At 48.9% G+C, this 22,468-nt stretch carries 22 protein-coding genes; 2 read left to right on the top strand and 20 right to left on the bottom strand.

The window, feature by feature from the left end:
- Positions 1 to 91 precede the first annotated feature (91 nt).
- The 17 genes from ACQ5BJ_RS10105 to ACQ5BJ_RS10025 all read right to left on the bottom strand — a co-directional run bounded on the left by ACQ5BJ_RS10105 (position 92) and on the right by ACQ5BJ_RS10025 (position 16,972).
- Positions 92 to 2,107, bottom strand: a complete 2,016-nt coding sequence (locus tag ACQ5BJ_RS10105; protein WP_430109861.1) for a DNA ligase — start codon at positions 2,105 to 2,107, stop codon at positions 92 to 94.
- Between the two features lie 131 nt (positions 2,108 to 2,238).
- Positions 2,239 to 2,898, bottom strand: coding sequence for a ribonuclease HII (locus tag ACQ5BJ_RS10100; RefSeq protein ID WP_005551923.1), 660 nt, complete (start codon positions 2,896 to 2,898; stop codon positions 2,239 to 2,241).
- Between the two features lie 121 nt (positions 2,899 to 3,019).
- Positions 3,020 to 3,898 carry a ribosome biogenesis GTPase YlqF gene (gene ylqF / locus ACQ5BJ_RS10095; protein WP_005551922.1) on the bottom strand — a complete coding sequence of 293 codons (879 nt, stop codon included), beginning with the start codon at positions 3,896 to 3,898 and terminating at the stop codon, positions 3,020 to 3,022.
- A 32-nt stretch (positions 3,899 to 3,930) separates the two neighbouring features.
- Positions 3,931 to 4,554 carry a signal peptidase I gene (gene lepB, locus ACQ5BJ_RS10090; protein WP_005551920.1) on the bottom strand — a complete coding sequence of 208 codons (624 nt, stop codon included), beginning with the start codon at positions 4,552 to 4,554 and terminating at the stop codon, positions 3,931 to 3,933.
- A gap of 121 nt (positions 4,555 to 4,675) precedes the next feature.
- Entirely contained in the window at positions 4,676 to 5,017 is a 342-nt protein-coding gene (gene rplS / locus ACQ5BJ_RS10085) for a 50S ribosomal protein L19 (RefSeq protein ID WP_005551919.1), read from the bottom strand.
- A gap of 140 nt (positions 5,018 to 5,157) precedes the next feature.
- Complete coding sequence (locus ACQ5BJ_RS10080; RefSeq protein WP_430109866.1) at positions 5,158 to 6,951, bottom strand: hypothetical protein; 1,794 nt, start codon at positions 6,949 to 6,951, stop codon at positions 5,158 to 5,160.
- 159 nt (positions 6,952 to 7,110) lie between these two features.
- Positions 7,111 to 7,686, bottom strand: coding sequence for an RNA 2',3'-cyclic phosphodiesterase (gene thpR / locus ACQ5BJ_RS10075; RefSeq protein WP_430109870.1), 576 nt, complete (start codon positions 7,684 to 7,686; stop codon positions 7,111 to 7,113).
- 232 nt (positions 7,687 to 7,918) lie between these two features.
- Complete coding sequence (gene trmD / locus ACQ5BJ_RS10070) at positions 7,919 to 8,722, bottom strand: tRNA (guanosine(37)-N1)-methyltransferase TrmD (RefSeq protein WP_005551916.1); 804 nt, start codon at positions 8,720 to 8,722, stop codon at positions 7,919 to 7,921.
- A 1-nt stretch (position 8,723) separates the two neighbouring features.
- On the bottom strand, positions 8,724 to 9,242 hold the full coding sequence (rimM, locus tag ACQ5BJ_RS10065; RefSeq protein WP_005551914.1) for a ribosome maturation factor RimM: 519 nt from the start codon (positions 9,240 to 9,242) through the stop codon (positions 8,724 to 8,726).
- A 155-nt stretch (positions 9,243 to 9,397) separates the two neighbouring features.
- Positions 9,398 to 9,628, bottom strand: a complete 231-nt coding sequence (locus ACQ5BJ_RS10060) for a KH domain-containing protein (protein WP_005551913.1) — start codon at positions 9,626 to 9,628, stop codon at positions 9,398 to 9,400.
- Positions 9,629 to 9,651: 23 nt separating this feature from the next.
- Positions 9,652 to 9,924 (bottom strand): 30S ribosomal protein S16, encoded by a 273-nt coding sequence (gene rpsP, locus ACQ5BJ_RS10055; protein WP_005551911.1) that lies wholly within the window; start codon positions 9,922 to 9,924, stop codon positions 9,652 to 9,654.
- Between the two features lie 67 nt (positions 9,925 to 9,991).
- A complete protein-coding gene (gene ffh, locus ACQ5BJ_RS10050; RefSeq protein WP_005551910.1) occupies positions 9,992 to 11,374 on the bottom strand; it encodes a signal recognition particle protein in 1,383 nt (460 codons plus the stop codon).
- A 19-nt stretch (positions 11,375 to 11,393) separates the two neighbouring features.
- The gene (locus tag ACQ5BJ_RS10045) at positions 11,394 to 11,753 is read right to left on the bottom strand and encodes a putative DNA-binding protein (protein ID WP_268622113.1); all 360 of its coding nucleotides are present in this window, start codon (positions 11,751 to 11,753) and stop codon (positions 11,394 to 11,396) included.
- A 154-nt stretch (positions 11,754 to 11,907) separates the two neighbouring features.
- Complete coding sequence (gene trhA / locus ACQ5BJ_RS10040; protein ID WP_430113393.1) at positions 11,908 to 12,714, bottom strand: PAQR family membrane homeostasis protein TrhA; 807 nt, start codon at positions 12,712 to 12,714, stop codon at positions 11,908 to 11,910.
- Positions 12,715 to 13,131: 417 nt separating this feature from the next.
- Positions 13,132 to 14,088: a GNAT family N-acetyltransferase gene (locus tag ACQ5BJ_RS10035; RefSeq protein WP_268600430.1), complete on the bottom strand. Its 957-nt coding sequence runs from the start codon at positions 14,086 to 14,088 to the stop codon at positions 13,132 to 13,134.
- Positions 14,089 to 14,198: 110 nt separating this feature from the next.
- Positions 14,199 to 15,560: a (Fe-S)-binding protein gene (locus tag ACQ5BJ_RS10030; RefSeq protein ID WP_430109879.1), complete on the bottom strand. Its 1,362-nt coding sequence runs from the start codon at positions 15,558 to 15,560 to the stop codon at positions 14,199 to 14,201.
- Positions 15,557 to 16,972 carry an FAD-binding oxidoreductase gene (locus ACQ5BJ_RS10025; RefSeq protein ID WP_289355028.1) on the bottom strand — a complete coding sequence of 472 codons (1,416 nt, stop codon included), beginning with the start codon at positions 16,970 to 16,972 and terminating at the stop codon, positions 15,557 to 15,559. Before ACQ5BJ_RS10025 ends, ACQ5BJ_RS10030 begins: the two co-directional genes overlap by 4 nt.
- 227 nt (positions 16,973 to 17,199) lie before the next feature.
- Here ACQ5BJ_RS10025 and ACQ5BJ_RS10020 point away from each other — a divergent pair, with 227 nt between their 5' ends.
- Both ACQ5BJ_RS10020 and ACQ5BJ_RS10015 read left to right on the top strand, forming a co-directional pair.
- Complete coding sequence (locus ACQ5BJ_RS10020) at positions 17,200 to 17,412, top strand: GntR family transcriptional regulator (protein WP_430113397.1); 213 nt, start codon at positions 17,200 to 17,202, stop codon at positions 17,410 to 17,412.
- A gap of 311 nt (positions 17,413 to 17,723) precedes the next feature.
- Positions 17,724 to 18,959 (top strand): MFS transporter, encoded by a 1,236-nt coding sequence (locus tag ACQ5BJ_RS10015; protein ID WP_430109882.1) that lies wholly within the window; start codon positions 17,724 to 17,726, stop codon positions 18,957 to 18,959.
- A 193-nt stretch (positions 18,960 to 19,152) separates the two neighbouring features.
- Here the strand turns inward: ACQ5BJ_RS10015 and ACQ5BJ_RS10010 are convergent, their stop codons facing one another.
- The 3 genes from ACQ5BJ_RS10010 to ACQ5BJ_RS10000 form a co-directional block, all read right to left on the bottom strand.
- Positions 19,153 to 20,157 (bottom strand): FecCD family ABC transporter permease, encoded by a 1,005-nt coding sequence (locus ACQ5BJ_RS10010; RefSeq protein WP_430109885.1) that lies wholly within the window; start codon positions 20,155 to 20,157, stop codon positions 19,153 to 19,155.
- Positions 20,150 to 21,163, bottom strand: a complete 1,014-nt coding sequence (locus ACQ5BJ_RS10005; protein WP_262866914.1) for a FecCD family ABC transporter permease — start codon at positions 21,161 to 21,163, stop codon at positions 20,150 to 20,152. The genes ACQ5BJ_RS10010 and ACQ5BJ_RS10005 overlap by 8 nt, the downstream gene beginning before the upstream one ends.
- Positions 21,164 to 21,257: 94 nt before the next feature.
- A complete protein-coding gene (locus ACQ5BJ_RS10000; RefSeq protein WP_005551897.1) occupies positions 21,258 to 22,301 on the bottom strand; it encodes an ABC transporter substrate-binding protein in 1,044 nt (347 codons plus the stop codon).
- Positions 22,302 to 22,468 lie beyond the last annotated feature (167 nt).

Below are 22,468 nucleotides of genomic sequence, written 5' to 3'. Positions count from 1 at the left end.
GCCTCCTGCTGATTCCAATAACTCGTTCCCGAGTTCGGTGATGGCTGTACGGGCTCAACAGAAGCTGGCCGAGGGATAGATGATTTATTCTTCATATTTTCATATCCACCCCTTTATATGGCTTAGCCGCATAATCATCCATGCTTATTTCCGATGTTGGCACCGGCACCGTATCGGAGCTTCGTTCTGGAAGCGGCAGTGTTCGGAAGGCGGACATCTGATAGCCGATACGCTCCAATGCTTCTTCCGCCTCGCCTCGTAATCCCTTTATCCATTCTCCAACCCGTTCATCATCATGATGGATATGCAGGGCAACCGCATTGTCCACGACCTGAACGTCAACTAGTGTACGTCCTAGCGTCTTCATGTTCAAGTCGAACCAGAGACGGCAATTTCCTGCATCAAGCTCTCCACGCTTGCTCTGACGGGACTGAATATGAACAGCTGCCGTTTGCTTGCCATCTGGTGTAACAAGTGGAACAAACAACGTAATATGCGAAAATGGCGCTTGTCGATCAGAAGCAAGCAGCAACTGCTGGCCTGTAACATGCTGTACAAGCTGCTGTGCTGCCTCACGAAGTGCGTGAGGGACACCTTCAGCTTGCAGCAAATGAAGCAGGGCGCTTTTCAGCGATTCGCCCACTGCAGCTCCCTGCTGCGTTGACCCAGTTGCCAATTGGGAGATGTCCAGCTGAGCAGCACCCGGAGCAGTAGATGCCGCGGAAATAGGCGGATGAATGGCAGTTTTTGCTGCGGCCGCTCCTGCAGCCGCTTCTTGTGGCGCGATATTACGTCCTGTTCCACCGTTCACTGCTCCCGACTTGTCTGATGGAGTACCATTCGTATTTGATGCTCCGGTTGGAGCATTCGAAGCCGATGCCGTAGATGGTGCTGCAGTACCTGAATGCAGATCTGGCCGTCCTCCACCCGTAAGCCCGCTATTTGCAGAGGCACTCGTGTTAGCGGAAGAAGCTGCGGCATTGCCTCCGCCAGTTGTAGACTGCGCGCTGTCCCCCACCGCCTGCTGAGGCTGTGATGTGAGTTCCATCACCGCAGCTCGATGAGCCTGCTGTTCATGCGATACGCCCAGCAATTGAAGCATTCTTCCAATCCATGCACCAGCTTGAATAGACGGCTGAGAAGTCGAAGGAGCTCCAGCGGTTCCTGCAGCTCCGCTGCCACCTTGAGCGAGTTCAGCATGTGCTCCTTCCCCGCTCTTCGCTGCCCCGCCTGATGCCGGTGTCGCATTCAGTATGGCTCCGCTCGTATTTTTGTTCTGCTGCTCATTAACAGGCGAAGTGCCAAACTGACCTGCTGCACTGCCTGCGGCATTACTATGCCCATTCCCATTCACAGCAGCGCTCATTCCGCTTCCACTGCCTTGCTGCTGACCTCCAGTCTGTAATCCCTCTGCGAGCAGCGCCCTTACAAGTGCTTGCGCCTCGCGCAGCGGCTGCGTCCACATACTGCCTGACTGCGAGCCAGTGTCCGTCGTCTTGCCCATTAACCCGCTTTCTAAGGCAAGTGAATCATCTCCTGCCCGCATAAATACTGCAAGCATATCTGTAAGCGGCTTACCGAAAAGCGCCTGTCGAAGCCCGTTTAACGTATCCGCTGTAAGCGGCAATTGACGCCGCAGGGCAAGTCCAGCTGCCTGCATCCACTCCGATGCCGCAACACCTGGAGGTTTCGCGGCCATCGCTTGGCTTAGCTTCGAGGCAAGTTCCTTCGTCAACGGCAAGCCGGCCTTCTGCAAATCCTGCAGCAGGCGGCGTGCCCACGGTTCATCTGGCAGACCCGATTGCTTAAGTGCTTCCTCCATGGACGGCAGCGCAGCAACAGAAGGCCCGTCTGTTGGCTTCAATATAACCAATCCATCTGACTGCTGTCCCTGCACTCGCATCCATGTCGTCTGACCAGGCTGCATTGGCGCATCCAATGCAGCACGCACGGGAACACCATTCACCGATACGACTGCCTCACGGCCATTTTCGGATACTTCTGTTACTGTCGCGCGCACGACTTGACCTGTCTTTAACTCCAATGAACGCTGCTCGCCGGGTCTCGCCTCCCCAGCCAAGCCTCGTACCAATTGTGATATATTCATATTCATCCCCCGTCCTCTGCAAATAGCTAACTTATATATCGGCATAGAGTGGGCGGATGATGAGCATTATCCGCAGCTCTCTTCATACCTTTCACATGAACCAATAAGCATTAGGCAATACGCTCAAGCAACTAGAATAACGTCAGCTGCTCCTCTTTAGGAAATAAAGAGGATAAAAAGCTCTTCCGATGCATGGGGGTAGGGCCATGGATGAGCAGTTGTTCACGATGCATTTTTGTTCCATATCCCTTATGTACAGCAATCCCATACTCTGGATATCGGTCATTCCATTCCCCACTGCATAGACGATCACGCGTTACTTTAGCTATGATTGATGCGGCTGCTATCGATTGGCTGTTGGCATCTCCTTTAATAATAGCCTCCTGCGTAAAAGGCAAATCGATCTTCTCTGCATCCACAAGCAGTACCTCAGGCTGTATGTCCAAAGTTTCAACCGCCTCTTTCATGGCACGGCGGGCTGCCTGCTTAATATTAATCTGATCAATGGTTGCAGCATCCACATGGGCGACTGACCACGCAACTGCTTCCGCGATGATGATATCATACAGTTCATCACGTTTCTTCTCTGACAGCTTCTTCGAGTCATTTATGCCCTCTATAATAAGACCCTCAGGCAAAATGACGGCTGCTGCGACGACATCACCGAACAGACAGCCACGACCGACCTCATCAATCCCTGCGATATGTCGAATGCTGCGTGCCCAATACTGCCGTTCCCAAGCTAATAAGTCAATCGGCTCCGCCGCCGTTTCCTGCTTTTTTTTCCCCATTTGAATAAGCTCCTCTCCTGCCTGTCCAAGCAACACTGCCCTGCCTAAAGAAATAGCGCCGTACACCCTTCGGCGTTAACGGCGCTATCCCATGCTCTTACTCACTGCGTCTATCGAACAGCTAATTCACCATAAAAGAGTATGGCTCTTCGAATGTAAGACGTCCCAGCTTGCCGGAACGCAGCTCTCGCAAAATAATGCCGGATGCCTTCTCTAGGTCGACTCTCCCGCCGCCCATCAAGCATCCGCGCTTACGTCCAATGTCTTCCATCACACGAACCACTTCATCTGAATCCTCCACATCAATGGCATCGCCAGTAATGCCGAATCGTTCAGACAACCGCCCCCAATAATGGGATGCAACATATTTCAGCGCGTAGAACGCGATATCTTCCACATTTAATATTTCTTCGCGAATTGCTCCGGTTGTCGCCAACCGGTAACCTACTTCCTGATCCTCAAACTTAGGCCACAAAATCCCCGGAGTATCGAGCAGTTCCATTTCGGAACCTACACGAATCCACTGCTGCCCCTTGGTAACGCCAGGGCGATCCCCAGTTGCAGCTACCGTTCTTCCAGCCAGTTTGTTAATGAGTGTAGATTTCCCCACGTTAGGAATCCCAACAATCAACGCACGTACTGGACGCGGTTTCATTCCTTTTGCTATTTGCTTCTGGAACTTCTCTTCGAGTAGTTTGCGCGCTTCCCCAGGAATCTGCGATACATTACTGCCTGTTGACGCATCGACGGCAATTACAGCGTGGCCTTCATTGCGAAAGTATTTCATCCATTTCGCCGTCACGTCTGGATCTGCTAGATCGCATTTGTTCATAATAATCAGACGCGGCTTATTGCCGAGTATATCGTTAATCATCGGATTGCGGCTTGACATAGGCAGGCGCGCATCCAACAGTTCGATCGCTACATCTATCAGTTTTAACTTCTCCTGGATCTGACGTCGCGCTCGCGTCATATGACCCGGAAACCATTGGATTGACATCGCTATCCACCTCCTTAGCAGCCGTAACTCAATTAATGATGCTGAATCAACTTAACATGCGAGATCGGCCAGAAAATAACATCCGCACGTCCAATGACGTCTGTTAACGGAATGAATCCAAGCATGCGGCTATCGGTACTGTTGCTCCGATGGTCACCCATGACGAAGATATGTCCTTCTGGAACTTTGTTCGGCTGAGTCGAATCACTTGGGAAATTACGGTCATTATATAACATATCGTTCTTATGAGCTTTATCTATTGCTTCCTGTATGTACGGCTCTTCTACCTTTTTGCCGTTCACGTACAAATCGTCACCACGATAATCAATCGTATCGCCTGCAACGCCGATAACACGCTTAATTAAATCGCGGTTCTCCTGTGGAACATGGAATACAACGACTTCTCCTGTCTTAGGTTGTCTGAACTCATACAAGATCTTGTTTACGATAAGCCTTTCACCCGTCCAGAAGTTAGGTTCCATAGAAGGACCATCAACTATAAACGGAGCGAACAGCAACCATCGTACGACAACGACAAGGACAACGGCTATCGCAATCGCTTTTATCCATTCCAACAATTCGTTTTTCTTCGGGCTAGCTGGCTTTTCAGCCGTTTCTTCCGTATTCGGTTGCATCAATTGGTCGTTTTGATCCATTCGCTGTGCCCCGCTTTCTCCTAGGATGCGTATTTGAAGTTCACGTCATGCGCAATGCGCAGTCCAATCCATACAAATAGCAAAAGGGAGCTTGCAGTCAAGCAAGCCCCCCGGTTGTTCCTTAACGGATTTCTTTGATTCTCGCTGCTTTACCGCGAAGGTTGCGAAGATAGTACAGCTTCGCACGACGCACTTTACCACGGCGAGCCACTTCGATTTTATCGATTTTCGGAGTGTGAAGCGGGAACGTACGCTCAACACCTACACCGTAGGAAATTTTACGAACAGTAAACGTTTCACTGATTCCGCCACCACGACGCTTAATAACAACACCTTCGAACAACTGGATACGCTCGCGAGATCCCTCGATAACTTTAACATAAACCTTCAAAGTATCACCGGGACGAAAGCTTGGAATATCCTTGCGAAGCTGTTCTTGCGTAATCGCTTGTACGATATTCATCTAGGACTCCCTCCTTCCACACAGGTGTTCTTACATCTCAGCACGCATTGCACGTTCGCCTCATCGTATGCAGAGGACCACCGTATTCCAAACAACGAAATTAATTGTAGCATACGAATGAATAGAACACAAGCGCATTTTTAGGGCCTGGCCTCTTTCCAATAATCATAGGCGTGAATCATAAATCCTGTATAAGAAGAGTGTTCCGCAAGCATTTCAGGAAGCTTGTCAAGCTGCTTGATCATCTCTTCTGCCCCTTTATCGTAAAAGGAAATATGCTCGCCCTCAAAACTCTCCTTCATCTCGACAGCAACAACAATCCGCTTGCCTAAACGATCTGCCATTTGCATCTCCTGCTTCACCACAGCGACGATGCCATTACTTCCTTCTGCCATATTGCGAAACGCCATTAGCGTTACATGATCCATATGTCCTATCATCCATTCACTTATCGACAATTCCGGCTTATCCGGCAGGAAGGTTCGATCCAGCCATACAGCAAGATCCACGCTTATCTCTAATTTAGAATCCGCCTTGACTGACTGGGCGAAAACGTTCATATTTTCTCTCCATTGCGCAACCACATCGTCCCTGCTGCTGCTCCATTCCGGTAAAACATACGGTTCCACGTCCAAATGTATGCCATAAAAGCGTTCTTCTGGTGCAACAGCCTGATTGTAACGCTTCACATAATCGACAAGCTTCATAATTCGCTGTCTGTTCTCTGTTAGCGCCCAAGCCGGATGCCCTCCCATAGCATGCATCTCAATGCCGGCATCGTGCGCCTTCTTCACGAATGAGCGATATGCGTCGAACGGCTGTTGCAGATCCAATCGAACATATAAATAGTTAATCCCCTTTTCTTTCGCAAACGCAATAATGTCATCAGGCTGGTTTATCGCTAACTCCGCCTGCCATACATAGGTACCAACAACCGTGCTATTACGCTCCATCGGTGGCGGCATAGGCACCGAAATCTGACCTGGATCGGGGTCAGGCTTTGGCAGCGGTTCGGGATCTGGCTTCGGATCAGGAAGTCCGCCTGCATCTCCATCCCGCTCCAGCATACGGTTCCAATACTGATAATCATGAATGGCAACACCTGTGAAGGAAGCATGATGCTCTAAACGCTCTGACACCTGCTTAAGCGCTGCATCCATTGCCTGTATACCTGCATCATAAAACGTAGTGTGCGTTTCGGTCATAGGCTTTGTGTTAACCCCGATGAAGATAGACTTCCCGAAGCGATCTGCGATTTCCATCTCATTCTGCACAAGCTCGATAATCCCATTACCGCCATCAAGCTGTTGGCGATAGGCCATTAACGTCACATGATCAAATCGGCTAATAATCCACTCCGACAGGGAGGTGCTTTGTGTATTCGGCACCATTATGTTATCGAACCACACCGGCATATCAACACTGATTTCGAGGCTGCCGCGGCCTTTGACAGCATCGATCACATGCTCCATATTTTCCGTCCAAGAGCGCAATACCGGCTGTGGATCAACTTCCCATTCAGGGAGAACATAAGGCTCCACATCCAAATGAATACCCTTAAATCGCTCCGCAGCAGCAGAGCTTTGATTATAAGCACTTACCCAATCCACTAGCTTCATTATCCGATCCCGATACTCACGCAAAGCCCATAAGGGGTGTCCTGCTAATCCGTGTACTTCAATTCCAGCTTGCCCCGCCTGCCTCAAAAACCGGCGGTATGCCGCTTCTGGAACCCTCCTATCCACATGCAAATACATAACGTTAATGTGATTCTTTTTTGCAAAATCAATCAGTTTTTCCGGTTCGTCCTCTATCCTCTCCGCCTGCCATATCCAAGTCGCCTTTCGCGTATCGCCCGGCTTTGAAAAACCGACCATAAACAGTGCGGTCATCACAAGCAGAAGCAATCCGATACGCGAAGCATTTCTCTCCACGATATCCCTCCATTCACGATTTATCTCTACCATTTTCGACATTCTTAAAATGGTTATTTCATTATAAATGTGCAAGATTGGAAAATATACGTGAAGATGGACCTGTTTTAGACAACCCGTGTAATGCGCATCCAACTATTTTATTGCATGTACAATAGACTATCGTTGACCTAACGTGAAGGTATGCAATCGTTCGTACATAGGACTTTGATTCATATGCGTCCGGAAAAGCACTATCTCTTCCCCCATCCATTGATGCGAAGGGAGTGGTTCGCTGATCATAGAGAATGGATGCACCTCTCCACCTCGATACTTGCGCGCTAGCGTAATATGGGGACGATAAGGACGATCCTCAGGCTCGAATCCTAGCGGTGATACCGCAGCACCTACACTATGGTTCAATTGTCGCAGCCTGTCGATTGCACCTCCGAGACCAACCCACAGCACACGAGGCGCTTCTTTTGTCCCAAAGCTCCCTATGCCCTCGAAATGAAGCTCAAAAGGATCTGTTTTTCTCGATACCTGCTCCAAAGCCTGAACAATCCGAGGAGCAGCCTCCTCGTCTGCTGCACCAAGGAATTGCAAGGTTATATGTAAATCCTGCGGATGTACCCATTTGGCAAAATGCCAATGGCGTTGTCCTGTTTTGCACCATGCATCAAGCACATGAACAGCTGACTCAGGAAGCGGCATTGCAATAAACAATCGCAATTGACGGTTCTCACTTTTACTCATAACGTCTCCTCATTTCCTCCAGATTCAACAAGATGTTATACCACCTTAGATCAACATTGTCCTCCAAATACGGTTATTATGGTCAAAATAACAAAATTCTTTGCGGTTTCTATCAGAATAAAATTCCAAAAAGGCTGCGAATCTATGACTTAACTACATAGATTCACAGCCTTCTATTGTTGACCATGCGTACAACTACTCACCCTGATCATTTAACCGACAGACCACAGCATTATGCATGAGTCCCATTGGTTTCATTTTTCAATCGTTCTATCATTTTTTTATCTTCCTTGCTAAGTTCCACATGCTCAAGTAGGTCAGGACGTCGTTCAAGCGTCCGCTTCAACGCTTGTTCTCGCCGCCACACCTCGATATTCGCATGATGACCGCTAATGAGCACATCGGGCACCTTCCAGTCACGGAACTGCGCCGGACGGGTATAATGCGGATACTCCAGCAAACCTGTACTAAATGAATCGGTTACTGCCGACATCTCATTGCCTAGAACGCCTGGCAACAAACGAACTACCGAGTCGACTACCGTCATTGCAGGAAGTTCCCCACCTGTCAGCACATAGTCCCCAATGGACAATTCATCTGTTACTAAATGCTCGCGAATGCGCTCATCATACCCTTCATAATGACCACACACGAAGATTAAATGCGACTCCTGTGCCAGTTCCTCCGCTTTCTTCTGTGAGAAGCGTTCCCCTTGCGGACACATTAAAATAACTCTTGGTTTGACAGCCTCCTGCAAGCTTTCTTCGCTCTCATCCTTCTTATCGGCCAACCGCTCTGCTGCCGCTTTTGCGACCAGATCCTCAACCGCCGCAAAAATCGGCTGCGGCTTAAGCACCATACCGCCTCCACCGCCATACGGATAATCGTCAACGGTTTGGTGCTTATTATCAGAATAGTCGCGGAAATTGACCGTGTTAATCGTAACATGACCATTCTCGCGCGCTTTGCCTAATATACTGGAACCAAATACCCCTTCACACATTTCCGGAAAAAGGGTCAACACATCGATACGCATCCTATATTAGTCCTTCCATAATATGAACCTTCACAATCTTCTCCTGCACATTAACCTCTAGTACAACATCGTCAATTACCGGCAGCAGAATGGATTTCCCTTTCGCTGGCTTAACAACCCAGACATCATTCGCACCTGGGGACAATATCTCCTCAATAACCCCAAGCTCTTCTCCTTCATCTGTGACGACTTTACATCCGATGATCTCATGATAGTAATATTCGTCATCATCGAGCTCGTCCAGCTGTTCTTCACTTACTTTCAGTACCCAGCCTTTATACTTCTCGACATCATTAATGTTGTCGAACTGCGTGAATTTCACGATGTACATATTTTTATGTAAACGCGACCGTTCAATCGTAACCGGTACGTTAATGTTCGAATCAGGCTGCTGCAAAATTAGCTCGCTCTTTTGTGCAAAGCGCGTCTCCGGAAAATCAGTTGTCGGGATAATTTTTACTTCTCCACGAATGCCGTGCGTATTGACTAGCTTGCCGACATTGAACATTCTTTGAGACATATCGTATCCTCCTGCCATGTATTTGCCATTTATCTCTATCTATCGTTAGTGCCCGGAAGCAAAAGCTTCCGAACAGCCTTCTCTCTAGTGTAACACAAACTGCCCTATGCATACGAAAAAGGGCTAGGACTTCATCCTAACCCTCTTGCGTACTGTTATGAAATAATGTCCACGGCAACTCGTTTTGGAACTTTGACTGCTGCCGATGTGACGACCGTACGAAGCGCCTTAGCGATACGACCTTGCTTGCCGATAACCATACCGACATCGTCGGGATGAACGTGAAGTTCATACACGATGACATGGTCTTTCTCCACGACGTCCACACGGACCTCCTCCGGATGATCGACCAAAGCGCGTGCAATTACTGACACTAACTCTTCCATTCGCGACCCTCCGAACGGCTAGATTATTTCTGGTTTTTCAGCTCATGGAACTTCTTCATTACGCCAGCTTGGCTAAGCAAGTTGCGAACCGTGTCAGATGCTTGAGCACCAGTTTGCAACCATTTCAGCGCCTTTTCCTCGTCGATGTTAACGACTGCTGGTTGAGCTACCGGATTGTAATGACCGATTTCCTCGATAAAACGACCGTCACGCGGGGAACGGGAATCGGATACAACGACACGATAGAATGGTGCTTTATGAGCACCCATGCGTTTCAAACGGATACGTACTGCCACGAAATTCACCTCCTAAACAGAATTCGAATCAACAAGCGAGCTTGTTGCAGCTCCACTTCTTTATTTCTTAACGGAAAGGAAACCTCATTCCTTTGCCAGCCTTGCCTGCTTTGCTCTTCAAGTTCTTCATCATCTTCGGCCCTTTCGGGCCCATCATGTCGGAGAACTGCTTCATCATCCGTCGCATCTCATCAAATTGCTTGATAAGACGGTTCACATCAGCCAGCGCAGTTCCGCTGCCTGCTGCAATCCGTTTGCGACGACTGTGATTGATTAAGTCTGGATCTTGGCGTTCTTCGTTCGTCATTGAACGGACAATCGCTTCGATTCGACCCATTTGACGCTCATCCACCTTTAGATTTGCATTTTGCTTCATCTTATTCATCCCTGGAATCATATCCAGGATCTGATCGATTGGACCGAGCTTCTTCACTTGCTGCATCTGCTCAAGGAAATCATCGAATGTGAAGGCTGCATTGCGCATCTTCATTTCCATTTCCTTGGCTTTCTCTGTATCGATATTCGCTTGTGCCTTCTCGATCAAGGAGAGCATGTCCCCCATGCCGAGAATCCGCGATGCCATCCGCTCTGGATGGAACGGCTCCAGCGCATCCATTTTCTCGCCAAGTGTAGCGAATTTGATTGGACAGCCAGTTACTGCCTTGACAGACAAGGCTGCACCACCGCGCGTATCGCCATCGAGCTTCGTCAGCACGACACCCGTAAGCTCTAGCTGTTGGTTGAAGCTATCCGCTACGTTCACCGCGTCTTGACCTGTCATCGCGTCGACGACGAGCAGCACTTCATCCGGCTTCGCTGTAGCATGAACCTGCTTCAGCTCCTCCATCAATGCTTCATCGATGTGCAGGCGGCCTGCGGTATCGATAATGACATAGTCAAGATGGTTCTCCTTGGCATGCTCCAATCCACGACGAGCGATCTCAACCGGACTTACTTGATCACCAAGTGCAAATACCGGAACCTTAATCTGCTCGCCTACAACCTGAAGCTGCTTAATCGCAGCTGGTCGATAAATATCGGCAGCGACAAGAAGCGGCTTATGATTCTGCTTCTGCAGCATCTTAGCCAGCTTACCAGATGTCGTCGTCTTACCAGCACCTTGGAGACCGACCATCATAATGACAGTTGGCGGCTTGTTGGCCTTAGCCAGCTTCGCAGCTGTGCCACCCATCAATTCCGTCAATTCCTTATTAACGATGTCGATAATGACCATGCCCGGTGTGAAGCTCTGCATCACTTCCTGACCTACGGCCTTCTCTTTCACCTTGCCAATGAATTCCTTGACGACTTTAAAGTTAACGTCGGCTTCAAGCAGCGCAAGGCGCACCTCGCGCATGGCTTCGTTGACGTCGTCCTCACTAACTTTACCTTTGCCTCTTAACTTGCTGAATACATTCTGTAATCGGCTCGTTAATCCTTCAAATGCCATATTATCTCACCCCGTTCCCTTAATCCAACGCCTGCAGTTCACGGACAATCGTCTGCAGTTCCGCGCGCTGCGGGTCGGGTATGGTATCCATATCGTTCAATGTATGTTGCAGCGTCATCACGATCTCTGTCCGACGCTCGAACTTCGACAATAAGCCGAGCTTGCTTTCATAAGATTCAAGCGTCTGCTCCGCCCGCTTAATATGTTCATATACCGCTTGGCGGCTAATGCCGAAGTCGGCTGCAATCTCGCCTAATGAAAAGTCATCTTGAAAGTAACATTTTAGGAACGTCTGCTGCTTCTCAGTAAGCAGTGGTTCATAGAAGTCGAACAGCATATTAATGCGGTTCGTCTTAGCAAGTATCTGTTCCTCGTTCATACGGGCCACCCCTTTCGTAAAGGAAAAACACTTTACAGCCCATCGACGTTTCTTATCATACCGAAATCACAGCATCATGTCAAGGGTTGAACCTTAACAAGGAGAAAAATATTTTTGAAGCCTTTCATTCGGTGATCGGAGACAACTATTACTCCTATATCACATAACGGTAAATACATATAAAATGCAAGATTGAACCAGCCAAAACGAACAAATGCCAAATGGCGTGATGATAGGGCAAGCGGCGCCATACAAAGAACGGAATGCCCGCTGTATAACATCCCCCTCCCATGACTAGCAGCATAACCCCTTCAAACGGTATCGCCTGCATTAAGCTGTCCCATACCGTTACCATGAGCCATCCCATTACTGCGTAACCAATTGTCGAAAACCACATATGGCGGCCTGTATAAAAAGCTTTATAAATCATGCCGACAATCGCAGTTCCCCATATTAGGCCAAACAACTGCTGGCTGAACTCATCCTGTAATACAATCAACATAAAAGGCGTGTAGGTTCCAGCAATAAACAAATAGATCGCCATATGATCGAGGATGGTAAATCGGAACTTAGTCCTGCCCTCCGGCATACTGTGCATCATCGCCGAGGTTGTAAACATAATAGTCAAGGTAATTCCATACACAGAAGCCCCGATGACATGCGCTATTGTTCCACGCTCCCATGCAGCGCCAATCAATACTCCAAGCGCCCATAGACTGAACAATAATCCGGCAGCATGGGTAATCACGTTCGCCCGTTCCTCCCCAGATATATTGCGTCCCCACTTCATAAGTCGCTCCTCCCCGCGGCACTCTAGCTGCCTGCTGTGCATACGCCCATATTCACGACGGATCACATTATATGCGGAGCAGACATCGTCGGTGAGAACAGGGAGACGAGTCGGTTCGTTGTTTAACTTGTACTGGCTCTTCATAAATCGGATGGCTTTCTCTTGCATCATCCAAAGACTGCACAGCCGCATCCTATTGATAGGACGCAAACACTTAAACAATACGTCAATAACGTGCAATTATATTTATCCCCCCATTATAGATAAAACCCCAGCACGTATGGATCTGCCAGGGCTTCTTATAGCTGTTATAGTTGTTATAGCTGTTATAGCTGTACCGAAAAACGATGGAAATATCCCTCCAACGAGAAATCGAATCAGATGTTGCCATCTACCTATCAGCTTAGTCAAAATAGGTAGAGATTCCCGTTCTGCCCGATAGTCGCAACTAGACTTTGCCGCAGTTAACTCCATATTTCCAGCATCGTTTCTATACTTTAGGAAATGTTCAAAAAGCACGCTTATGATCACGATGATATATGAAGGCAATATCAGCACGGCCTTTTTAAACTCTCCTTTTCAATTTGCTTACAGGGCCTTGCTCATTAGGTCGTAGCTCTTCCACGTATGGAATCCAAGCTTCGCATAAAAGTCAACCAGTTCTGTCCAGTCAATAACTAACTGGCGCATGCCGCGTTGCTGTAATTCTGCAATGCCCGCCTTAACTAAGCCGAGACCGTATCCTTTGCCGCGGTACTGATCATCTACGCCGAGCGGCCCAATGCCGCCTAACGGTTCTTCGAAAAGCGGTGCCCAATACGTATTTTGTGCAATAAGCGGAGAGTGCTCATCATTGACGCGACAGAAGCCTATCATTTCACTGCCCTGAAACAATCCAATGAACTCTCTTCCCTGTCCTCCGCGCTCCCAATAGCATTGTGCTTCATACAGCCATCTTCCCGGGAAGCAGCGGCGGAAAAATTTCAGCATTTCTTCCTTGTCCTCTGGTTCGAGCAGCTTAATGACCGCTCCATCTGCAAAGTCAGGGGTTGCCAACAGCTCTGTCTTTTCGGAAGACAGCATATCGCTAACCTCGTAGAGCTGCTTGAATCCTCTCTTCTCCAGCCATGGGCGATGCATGGACAGCGCCTTCGGCAGTCCCGGTACATAATGCCACGGATCGCGTCCAATGAACACTTGAGAAGCGCCCGCTTCACGCAATGCCTGTTCGGCCCGTGCGAGCAATTCGGAGCCTATCCCCTGCCCCCTTGCTTCGGAACGAACGACAAGAGCTTGAATCCAGCCTCCTCCTTCTCCAAGCTTCATCTCACGTTCTGTTTCCTTCCATTTCTTTGCAATGATGAAACCAAGAATGGAGCCGTCTGAATTTTGGACGATCCAGGAGCCAGGAAAGTAAACGTTTACATCTCGAAAGCTATTTTGCAAAAACAGCTGTTGTCTCATTGGGAACAGATCGCCCAGTTCACGGTTCCACAGCTCGCACATTGGATCCGCCCATGCTTCATTAAGTGGAATGACGTTCACATTCAACCCCTCCTACGATGAAGTCAATCTTCCCCGCAAATTGACTGCATTGATGTCTGTTACTATTTTATGAAATATTATTACAATATAATTATAGGTAATGTGAAATATTACTTCAACATTTTTTCCGCAAAATAATCTACGACGTGCATGACCTTCACTTTTTCAGCTACACCGTCCCGTTCTACGCCAACCTTCATCTGCATCAGGCATCCGGGATTGCTCGTCAAGATAATCGAGGCCTGCGTATCGCGAACGGCATCCATCTTCCGATCTACGATTGAATTCGCCATGTCTGGCTGTACAATGTTATAAATACCTGCGGATCCGCAGCATACATCTGCGCCTTCCAATTCCTTGTACTGTATGCCCGAAATACGGCGGATCAATTGACGAGGGCCATTGGATGATCGCATTACATTTCGCAAATGGCAGGAATCTTGATAAGTAACGGTTTCAGCAGCTTCTTCTGCTCTCGTTCCACTATTGCCTAACGGCATAACCGGGAGATTGCTCCAACGCTGTGAACGCATAATGAGATCACTGATATCCTTCACTTGCTTCGCAAATTTTTGGGCCGGCTCCACCCACTCCGACTCATCCTTCAGCAAATGATCGTACTCAACGAGCAACGCTCCACATCCGCCAGCATTGGAAGCAATGTAATCAACGCCAGCATCTCGGAATGCCGCAATATTTTGCTTTGCTAAATCCCTAGCCGTAGCCGTATCGCCTCCGCCATGAGCAAACAACGCGCCACAGCAGCCCTGTGCTTCCGGAATAATGACATCATAGCCGGATTCCGTCAGCAAGCGGATCGTATTCACGTTCGTTTCGGTGAACAAAACGTCCATAATACAACCGCGGAACAGCCCTACTGTACCCAGCTTCTCGCCCTTCGCCAAGAAATGGCGTCCACCCGCCCGCTTCACAACACCTTGACTGTCCGCTTCCGGCAAAATGCGCTCCATCATTTGCATTTGCGGAGGAAGCCACCGAAGCAGGTTCTTCTTGCGAGCAAAGCTTTGCAAGCCAGAACGCTGATAGGTTTGCAACAGCTTGCTTATTCGCAGCAGACGATTGTGTTTCATAAATACGGGGCGTGCAATGCGTTTCAGTCCCTTAACCGCCGTCGGCGGATTATGATGCGCATGCATCGCCTCTTTCGTCTGCTCAAGCAGCTGTCCGTACTTGACGTCTGAAGGACATACCGGCTCACAAGCTCTGCATCCCAAGCACAAGTTCATCTGCTTCTGGAACGATTCATCCGGCTCCATAATGCCATCGGCTACTGCTTTCATGAGGGCAATGCGTCCGCGTGGAGATGCTGCCTCCAAGCCAGTCTCTTGATAAGTCGGACAGGTCGGCTGACAAAATCCACATCGCATGCAGTTCATCAGCTGCTCGTAGTCGAGCGTCTTAACGAGCTCCTTCTGCAGTAGATTGTTCGCCTCTGATTGTTGTTGACTCATCGGGAGACCACCAGCCTTTTACGAGCAGCTTTGGCAAATATTTTGCCTGGATTCATAATGCCATTCGGATCGAAAACTTGCTTGATCCCTTTCATGATATCGATGCCTGCAGATCCCACCTTCCATTCCAGATACGGAGCCTTTACCGTTCCTACACCATGCTCGCCTGTAATGGTGCCGCCTAGACGAATCGCTTCCTCGAAAATATCCGCAAATGCTTGCTCAACACGATGAATTTCATCTTCGTTGCGAGCATCCGTTGGACAGGTTGGGTGAAGATTTCCGTCTCCCGCGTGACCGAAAGTACAGATGTTCACTCCATATTGTTCGGCGATGCGATTAATCGCAAGCACCATTTCAGCGATCTTCGAACGAGGAACGGTTGCATCCTCCAAAATCGTCGTTGGACGAATGCGCGCCAATGTAGACAATGCACTGCGACGAGCCTTCATCAGTTGCTCTGCCTCCATTTCATCCTTCGCAGTCTGGACACTGTCTGCACCGTCCTCGTTGCATATCTTTGCAATCGCTTCCATATCGCGCATGACAACGTTCTCGTCTTGTCCGTCCTGCTCAATAAGCAGTACAGCCTGCATATCCGTTGGAAGGCCGATGTGATTGTACTCCTCAACTACGCGAATCGTTGGCTGATCCATAAATTCAAGTGTAGCTGGAATAATGCCCGCGCCCACGATCCGAGATACACTGCGTGCAGCTGCATAAATATCCTTATAGGATACGAGCATCGTCTTGCGGATGCCCGGCGCTGGCAGCAGCTTGACCGTAGCTTCCGTAATAAGTGCCAAAGTTCCCTCCGAGCCGACCAGCAGCTTCGTTAAATCATAGCCGGCAACGTCCTTGTACAATTTTCCTCCCGTACGAATCACTTCACCGGACGGCAGCACCGCCTCAAGCGCAATCACATAATCCTTCGTCGTTCCATATTTCAAGCCGCGCAGTCCCCCGGCGCCCTCCATAATGTTGCCGCCCAATGTCGATATGGACATGCTGCTTGGGTCTGGCGGATAGAACAATCCCCGCTTCTCGACCTCACGATGGAATGTCTTCGTGTTCAATCCCGGCTGGAACGTTGCTGTAAGATTCTCCGTATCCATTTCAATAAGCTTATTCATTCGTGTCATCGCTACGACAATTCCCCCTGCTACAGGAACAGTACCGCCGCACAAATTGCTTGCAGCGCCTCTCGGCACAATGGGAATACGGTATTCATTCGCTGTGCGCAATATTTCCTGAACATCCGCTGTCGATTCCGGATATACAACAGCATCGGGCAAAGACTGCATCATTGGCGTAGCATCATACGAGTGTGTGACCAGGCTTTCCTTATCATCGCGATACCGCTCAGGCCCGAGCAGTTTAAGCAGCCGCTCACGTGCTTCATTGGCTATCATGAATGAACTCCTCCTTGATGTCTTGGTTCCAAGTCAACATCTGAAGTGAACGATTCAACCTAATCTTCCACCTGCTGAATTGTTCAGGTCATCTGATGACTTTGGCATATTATAACGTATGATTGAAACCAATGTCACTCAATTTTAAAAATTAATTTTATAATATTTATATTTTTTGATTTTATATTTCAGTAAAAAGAAGATATCGTTACATGGCGGAAAATTAAATTAAAAAAGGCTCTAAGCTTATTCAAGAGCATCTGTTTGAACAGCTTCGCGGTGGAATTGATACCCCTGGCGACAAACTGCCTTCTGTCGAAGTATTTTTCTCAACATATGCGGTAGGCCGTTCTACTATACGAGAAGCGCTTAGTATGCTTAAAGCGATGGGCTGGCTGAAGCGAGCCACAATGAAATTCTTATCCCAATGCTGCACATGACATCAAAAATGTGCTGAGCATATGGGGGAGACTCGGCGTATTTTGGTTGTCAGAGGACGCTCATCCACGGCTCAGTTGCTGGAGGAGCACCGGGAAATCTATAACGCGATTGCAGCTCAGAATGAACAACTCTCATGCTGGAGCATTTGAGCAAAATTGAAGCCCTGCTTGAAGGCGGTATAAAAATTTCGTAGCTGCTCCATTCCCAACATCAGTTTATTATTATTATTTATTTAAAATAGTTCTTAAAAACCAAAATCATCCATGCTATAATGTGTAAAATTAGAAACAACAGGAGGATGTGATAGGTTTTGAATCGCTCTTTCTACTCGCTTCTATCCAGCAGATCCTTCGCCAATCTTGCCGGATCGTTATATATGATGACGTTGATAGCAGCTGTTTATCAAATGACGGATTCGGCCGCTTTTGCCGGAGCAGTCTCCTTCGTACGATCGATGGCGATATTGGCGAGCAGCTTCATGCTACCGATCTGGTATCGCCGCATGAGCCTCGCGTACGTTACACGTTTATTTTTGATATTACAGTTTGCGCTGTCGGCGATTGTCGCCTTCTCTATATTGCCGCTCGCATCGATGTTATCGACAACTCTATTTCTCGCCTATTCATTTTCTGCCATTATTGGCATTGGGTACGCAGAGGGCTGTGCTTCTGCAGCGGCAAATGCCCTCTATCCGCGCTTGGTGGAGGAAGAGAAGCGGGTTTACGCGAACAGTCTGGTATCAACCAGTATGCAAATGCTATCTTTACTCGGATGGACCATGGGCGGAATACTGGTTGCCAAGCTTGGACATTCCCTGGTTTTGCAATTGTCCGCAGGTCTTCTTTTTCTTGGCTGCCTCTGCATTTTCAAATTATCTTACCATCAAGAAGAGAGTGTGAAATCAAATAAGAAATCGCACTCTATCCTAGCAGGCTGGACATACCTGTTCACGCATCCTAAGCTGCGCGTCATTACATGGATGGACATTCTTGAAGGAGTAGCGGGTGGAATATGGATTGGCGGTGTTACGCTCGTCTTTGCACAGGAGGTGCTCCATAAAGATGAAGCGTGGTGGGGATATATTAATGCAGCCTATTATGCGGGAACAATTATTGGCGGACTCATTACATTGAAGCTGTCTGCACGCATTCATAACCATTTGGTCGGCACGATCCTGATCGGATCGTTTGGTGTCAGTTTGCTCGTATACGGGTATGCTTGGAACACGCAAGCATTTGTCGCACTAGCTATAGTGGTTCTAATGGGGCCATTCTATCAGCTTCGTGATATTGCTCAGCGTACATATGTACAGCAGGTCACCCCGATTGAAGAACAGCCGCATGTTTTTGCCGCGCAGAGCACCATCTCATACATATTGTTCGGAGTATCCGTACTGTTCGCTGGAACAATCTCTGATATTTGGGGCCCCCAAGCCGTCTATGTTGTTGGCGGCACGATGTATCTATTGTCCTCCGCAGGAGGATTTTTGCTTCGCCGCAAGCAGGAAGTAGCACATTCGGAAAACCATGCACCTTATTCTACCTGACCTGCCATTGGTTTGTGCCTTCTAACAAGTAACAAGACGGAGTAGCCAGTTTGGTCTCTCCGTCTTTCTTCGTTTATTTATTTATATATTGGGAAGAAATATAGTCAGCTAACCAAATCGTATGATCACCGTGATAGAACAGTGTACCCTCTTACATACATTTCCATATTTCACCTATGAAAGCCGGCGAGGGCTAGGAGCGAATCTTGCGTTCTCTGCGCAATAAGTAAAGGAAATACGGAGCCCCGATTACGGCAGTCACTAACCCTGCCGGGAACTCGATTGGCGGAACGATGGCGCGTCCAAGCGTATCGGCCGTCAACACCAAGATGGCGCCTAACAAGCCCGATACGGGCAGAAGAATGCCATGTTTGGCGCCAACAAGCCGGCGCGCCATATGCGGAGCGATCAAGCCCACGAAGCCAATTGCGCCGACAACGGCCACCGATGCGCCTGCCAAGGCTATTGAAACAGCTACCAGCGCAAGACGCAGCCGCTTCACCCGTTCCCCCAGGCCTGTCGCTACATCATCGCCCAAGCTCAGCACATCTAGCCTCGAAGACAGCAGCAGCGCAAGCGGGATGAGTGCCAGCATCCACGGCAGTACGCCCATCACTTCATCCCAGCCTCTGCCCCATATGCTTCCGGTAAGCCAAATCAGTGCTGCATTGACGCTGACCGGGTATTTGAACATGAAGTACTGGATTCCTGCATCGCACATCGCGCCAAGCGCTATGCCCGTCAGTGCCAGCGTCGTGGGACGAGCTCCGCGCCTATATACGAATGCAAATAGAAGCAGGGCTACCAGAGCCGCTCCGGCAAATGCGGATAAAGGCAGTGCGATTGCCGATGACCCAGGAAATAAAATAATGGTTGCACAAGCCGCTAAGCCTGCCCCTTTCGTAATTCCGATAACGTCCGGAGAAGCAAGCGGGTTCCGCAGTACGCCCTGCAGCACAGTTCCCGATATAGCAAGCCCGGCGCCCACAAGAACGGACAAGACGATTCGAGGCGAACGGTATTTGCCAAGGATGAACGCATGGTCTGTGCTTTGCCCCAACATCGTCTCGATCACTTGGTTCGGCGTTATATAGACCGCCCCCACTCCAAGGCTGATCAGGCCCATGATGAGAAGCAGCGCAACTAACGCGAGCACGACGAGCCGATGACGGCGCGCCATATTTACAGATCTATTCATTGTGCTTCCCTCCTGCATATGCCAAGTACAAGAAGAATGGTGTTCCCAGCATGGCGGTGACAATCCCAATTGGCGCCTCATACGGATACGAGATATAGCGTGAAGCAATATCCGCATACACCAGCAGCACCGATCCATACAGGGCGGAGCAAGGCAGCACATAACGCAGATCCACGCCGACCATCAGCCGGACGATGTGCGGTACCAGCAAACCTACGAAGCCAATCGGGCCGGCAACGGACACCGAGCCTCCCGCCAAAATAATGACGAGCAGACCGCCGGCGAATCGCGTTGCCTCGATTCTTGCTCCGAGCCCCCTCGCCACATCATCCCCCATGCTCAGCATCGTTAACGGCTTCGACAGAGCCAAAGCGCCCAACAAGCCAATGCTTGCCCATGGAAGAAGCACACCAACATGATGCCAATTCCGATTGCCTATCGCGCCGACCAGCCAATAAAGAATGCTGTCCGTTGTGTTCTCATGAAATAAGATCAATCCTTGTGTGATGGACGAAAGAAAAAAATGGACGGTCATTCCGGCAATGGCGAGTCGGGCCGGCTTTAAATCTCCCCCTGCGCTGATAAAATACACGATAAAGCCGCCCAAAGCCGCTCCCGCAAATGCGGAATAAACAAGCTGCTGCTGCGTCAACTCCGGCAGGAACACCGTTGACGTTACCACTATGAGCGAAGCGCCAGCATTGACGCCGAACACCTGCGGATTAGCTAGCGGGTTGCGCGTCATCGCCTGCATGATCGTACCTGCGACCGCCAAGCTGGCACCGATCAGAATTGCGATTAACGCACGGGGCAATCGGATCTCCTGAACGATAAGCATCTCCTTCGTTCTGTCCGCGAAGAACAGAGCCTTCAGCAAAGTAGGAAATGAAATCGAGGAGGAGCCCAGCGACACATTGATCATGACCCCTGCCGATAATAATGCGAAGCCAAGCAGCAGCGACAGGCCGAACGCCTTGCGCCTACCGCCGTGACGTAATCCCGTCATGCGTTACAATGCCCCTTTCTTTTTTCGTTCCTGGGCAGACAAAAAGTAGACGTTAACAAGTAACGCCTACCTCGCCCGTTTCCTGTCTTACAAATTATTTCTCCACTTTCCCGCTTCCGTACAGTTTCGAAATTGCCTCTTCCATCATTAATTCCCCGGCAACAATGCCGCGCCAGCGTGTCCATAAATTGCGATCCACTTCAATGACCTTTTTATTCTTCACGGCCTTCAGCTCCTGCCACAACGGATTGACGGACCACTCGTCCACGATCGTTTGCTCTCCGTCTGTCTTCATCAGGAACAAAATATCGGGATTGATATTCAGCAATTGCTCCAATGTTAGCTCCGCATAGGGTTCCTTCGGATCCTGTATCGCATTCATCAGACTGACCTTTTCCAATACGGCGCCGTCATAGGAGGATGATGTATGCGCTTTGAAGCTTTCTTTGCGCAAAGCAGCCGACATGACGGTCTGTTTCTCGTCTGATGGCGGCACTTGAGCCTTCAAAGCATTGATTTTATCCTTATGCTGTTCCAACCGCTGCTTTCCTTCCTCACTCATGTTCAGGGCATCTGCTATCGTCTGGAAGGACGCCAAATTGTCTTCATAACTTGCTTCCAGACTCTTCAGCACGATTGTAGGAGCAATTTGTTTCAAGTCTTCATAAATCGCTTTATGACGTTTCCAATCCGCGATAATCAAATCCGGCTGCAGAGAGCTTATTACCTCCAAGCTTGGCTGCTTGCGCGTTCCAACTGACGTATAATCTCCAATCTTATCTGCTAGCGTCTTCAAAATTCGATCTTTATTTCCGTCATCGGCAATGCCGACAGGCTTCAAATCAAGTGATGCAAGCGCATCGACAAAGGAAAATTCGAGCACTACGACCCGCTTCGGCGATCCTTTCACCTCTGTCATACCTAGCTCGTGCTTAATTTCTCGCGCGGCTTCTGTTTTCTTAGCGGCTGGTTGACTATCGTCGGCTTGGCTGCCCCCATTTGCTTGAGAGCCGCATCCCACGACGAGAAGCACTGTGAATAATATCGCCAGTACCGCTTGATATTTCTTTTTCAAAGTTACTACCCCCTGGTGTCCAACATGATGCCGTATACACTTTACATCAACATTGAGAATCATTATCACTTGTTCATCATATTGTGATTTGATCTAACTGTCAATGTAATCTTTAAATATAAATTATAGTATTTTATGGTATTATAAATTTTGTTTACATTTCTTTCTATGAGAAGACTGATTTGAACTTGATTTTGCAATCCCTTTTTCGCTAGCATTCGTTTTGTGGT

It is taken from the genome of Paenibacillus sp. B1-35 (genome assembly GCF_050474385.1).
Taxonomy (GTDB): Bacteria; Bacillota; Bacilli; order Paenibacillales; family Paenibacillaceae; genus Paenibacillus_B; species Paenibacillus_B alvei.
The sequence above is the reverse complement of the archived record's forward strand: the minus strand, read 5'-3'. Positions and strand labels throughout refer to the sequence as shown.

Bases quoted from the DNA above. Each gene is read 5' to 3' on its own strand.
- ylqF (WP_005551922.1), bottom strand. From the start codon at position 3,898: ATGTCAATCCAATGGTTTCCGGGTCATATGACGCGAGCGCGACGTCAG.
- ACQ5BJ_RS10005 (WP_262866914.1), bottom strand. From the start codon at position 21,163: ATGACGGGATTACGTCACGGCGGTAGGCGCAAGGCGTTCGGCCTGTCG.
- trhA (WP_430113393.1), bottom strand. From the start codon at position 12,714: ATGATGCAAGAGAAAGCCATCCGATTTATGAAGAGCCAGTACAAGTTA.
- ACQ5BJ_RS10025 (WP_289355028.1), bottom strand. From the start codon at position 16,972: ATGATAGCCAATGAAGCACGTGAGCGGCTGCTTAAACTGCTCGGGCCT.
- lepB (WP_005551920.1), bottom strand. From the start codon at position 4,554: ATGGATCAAAACGACCAATTGATGCAACCGAATACGGAAGAAACGGCT.
- rplS (WP_005551919.1), bottom strand. From the start codon at position 5,017: ATGAATATCGTACAAGCGATTACGCAAGAACAGCTTCGCAAGGATATT.
- trmD (WP_005551916.1), bottom strand. From the start codon at position 8,722: ATGCGTATCGATGTGTTGACCCTTTTTCCGGAAATGTGTGAAGGGGTA.
- rimM (WP_005551914.1), bottom strand. From the start codon at position 9,242: ATGTCTCAAAGAATGTTCAATGTCGGCAAGCTAGTCAATACGCACGGC.
- ACQ5BJ_RS10060 (WP_005551913.1), bottom strand. From the start codon at position 9,628: ATGGAAGAGTTAGTGTCAGTAATTGCACGCGCTTTGGTCGATCATCCG.
- ACQ5BJ_RS10030 (WP_430109879.1), bottom strand. From the start codon at position 15,560: ATGAGTCAACAACAATCAGAGGCGAACAATCTACTGCAGAAGGAGCTC.
- ACQ5BJ_RS10010 (WP_430109885.1), bottom strand. From the start codon at position 20,157: ATGAATAGATCTGTAAATATGGCGCGCCGTCATCGGCTCGTCGTGCTC.
- ACQ5BJ_RS10100 (WP_005551923.1), bottom strand. From the start codon at position 2,898: ATGGGGAAAAAAAAGCAGGAAACGGCGGCGGAGCCGATTGACTTATTA.
- ACQ5BJ_RS10000 (WP_005551897.1), bottom strand. From the start codon at position 22,301: ATGATTCTCAATGTTGATGTAAAGTGTATACGGCATCATGTTGGACAC.
- ffh (WP_005551910.1), bottom strand. From the start codon at position 11,374: ATGGCATTTGAAGGATTAACGAGCCGATTACAGAATGTATTCAGCAAG.
- ACQ5BJ_RS10045 (WP_268622113.1), bottom strand. From the start codon at position 11,753: ATGAACGAGGAACAGATACTTGCTAAGACGAACCGCATTAATATGCTG.
- thpR (WP_430109870.1), bottom strand. From the start codon at position 7,686: ATGAGTAAAAGTGAGAACCGTCAATTGCGATTGTTTATTGCAATGCCG.
- ACQ5BJ_RS10105 (WP_430109861.1), bottom strand. From the start codon at position 2,107: ATGAATATATCACAATTGGTACGAGGCTTGGCTGGGGAGGCGAGACCC.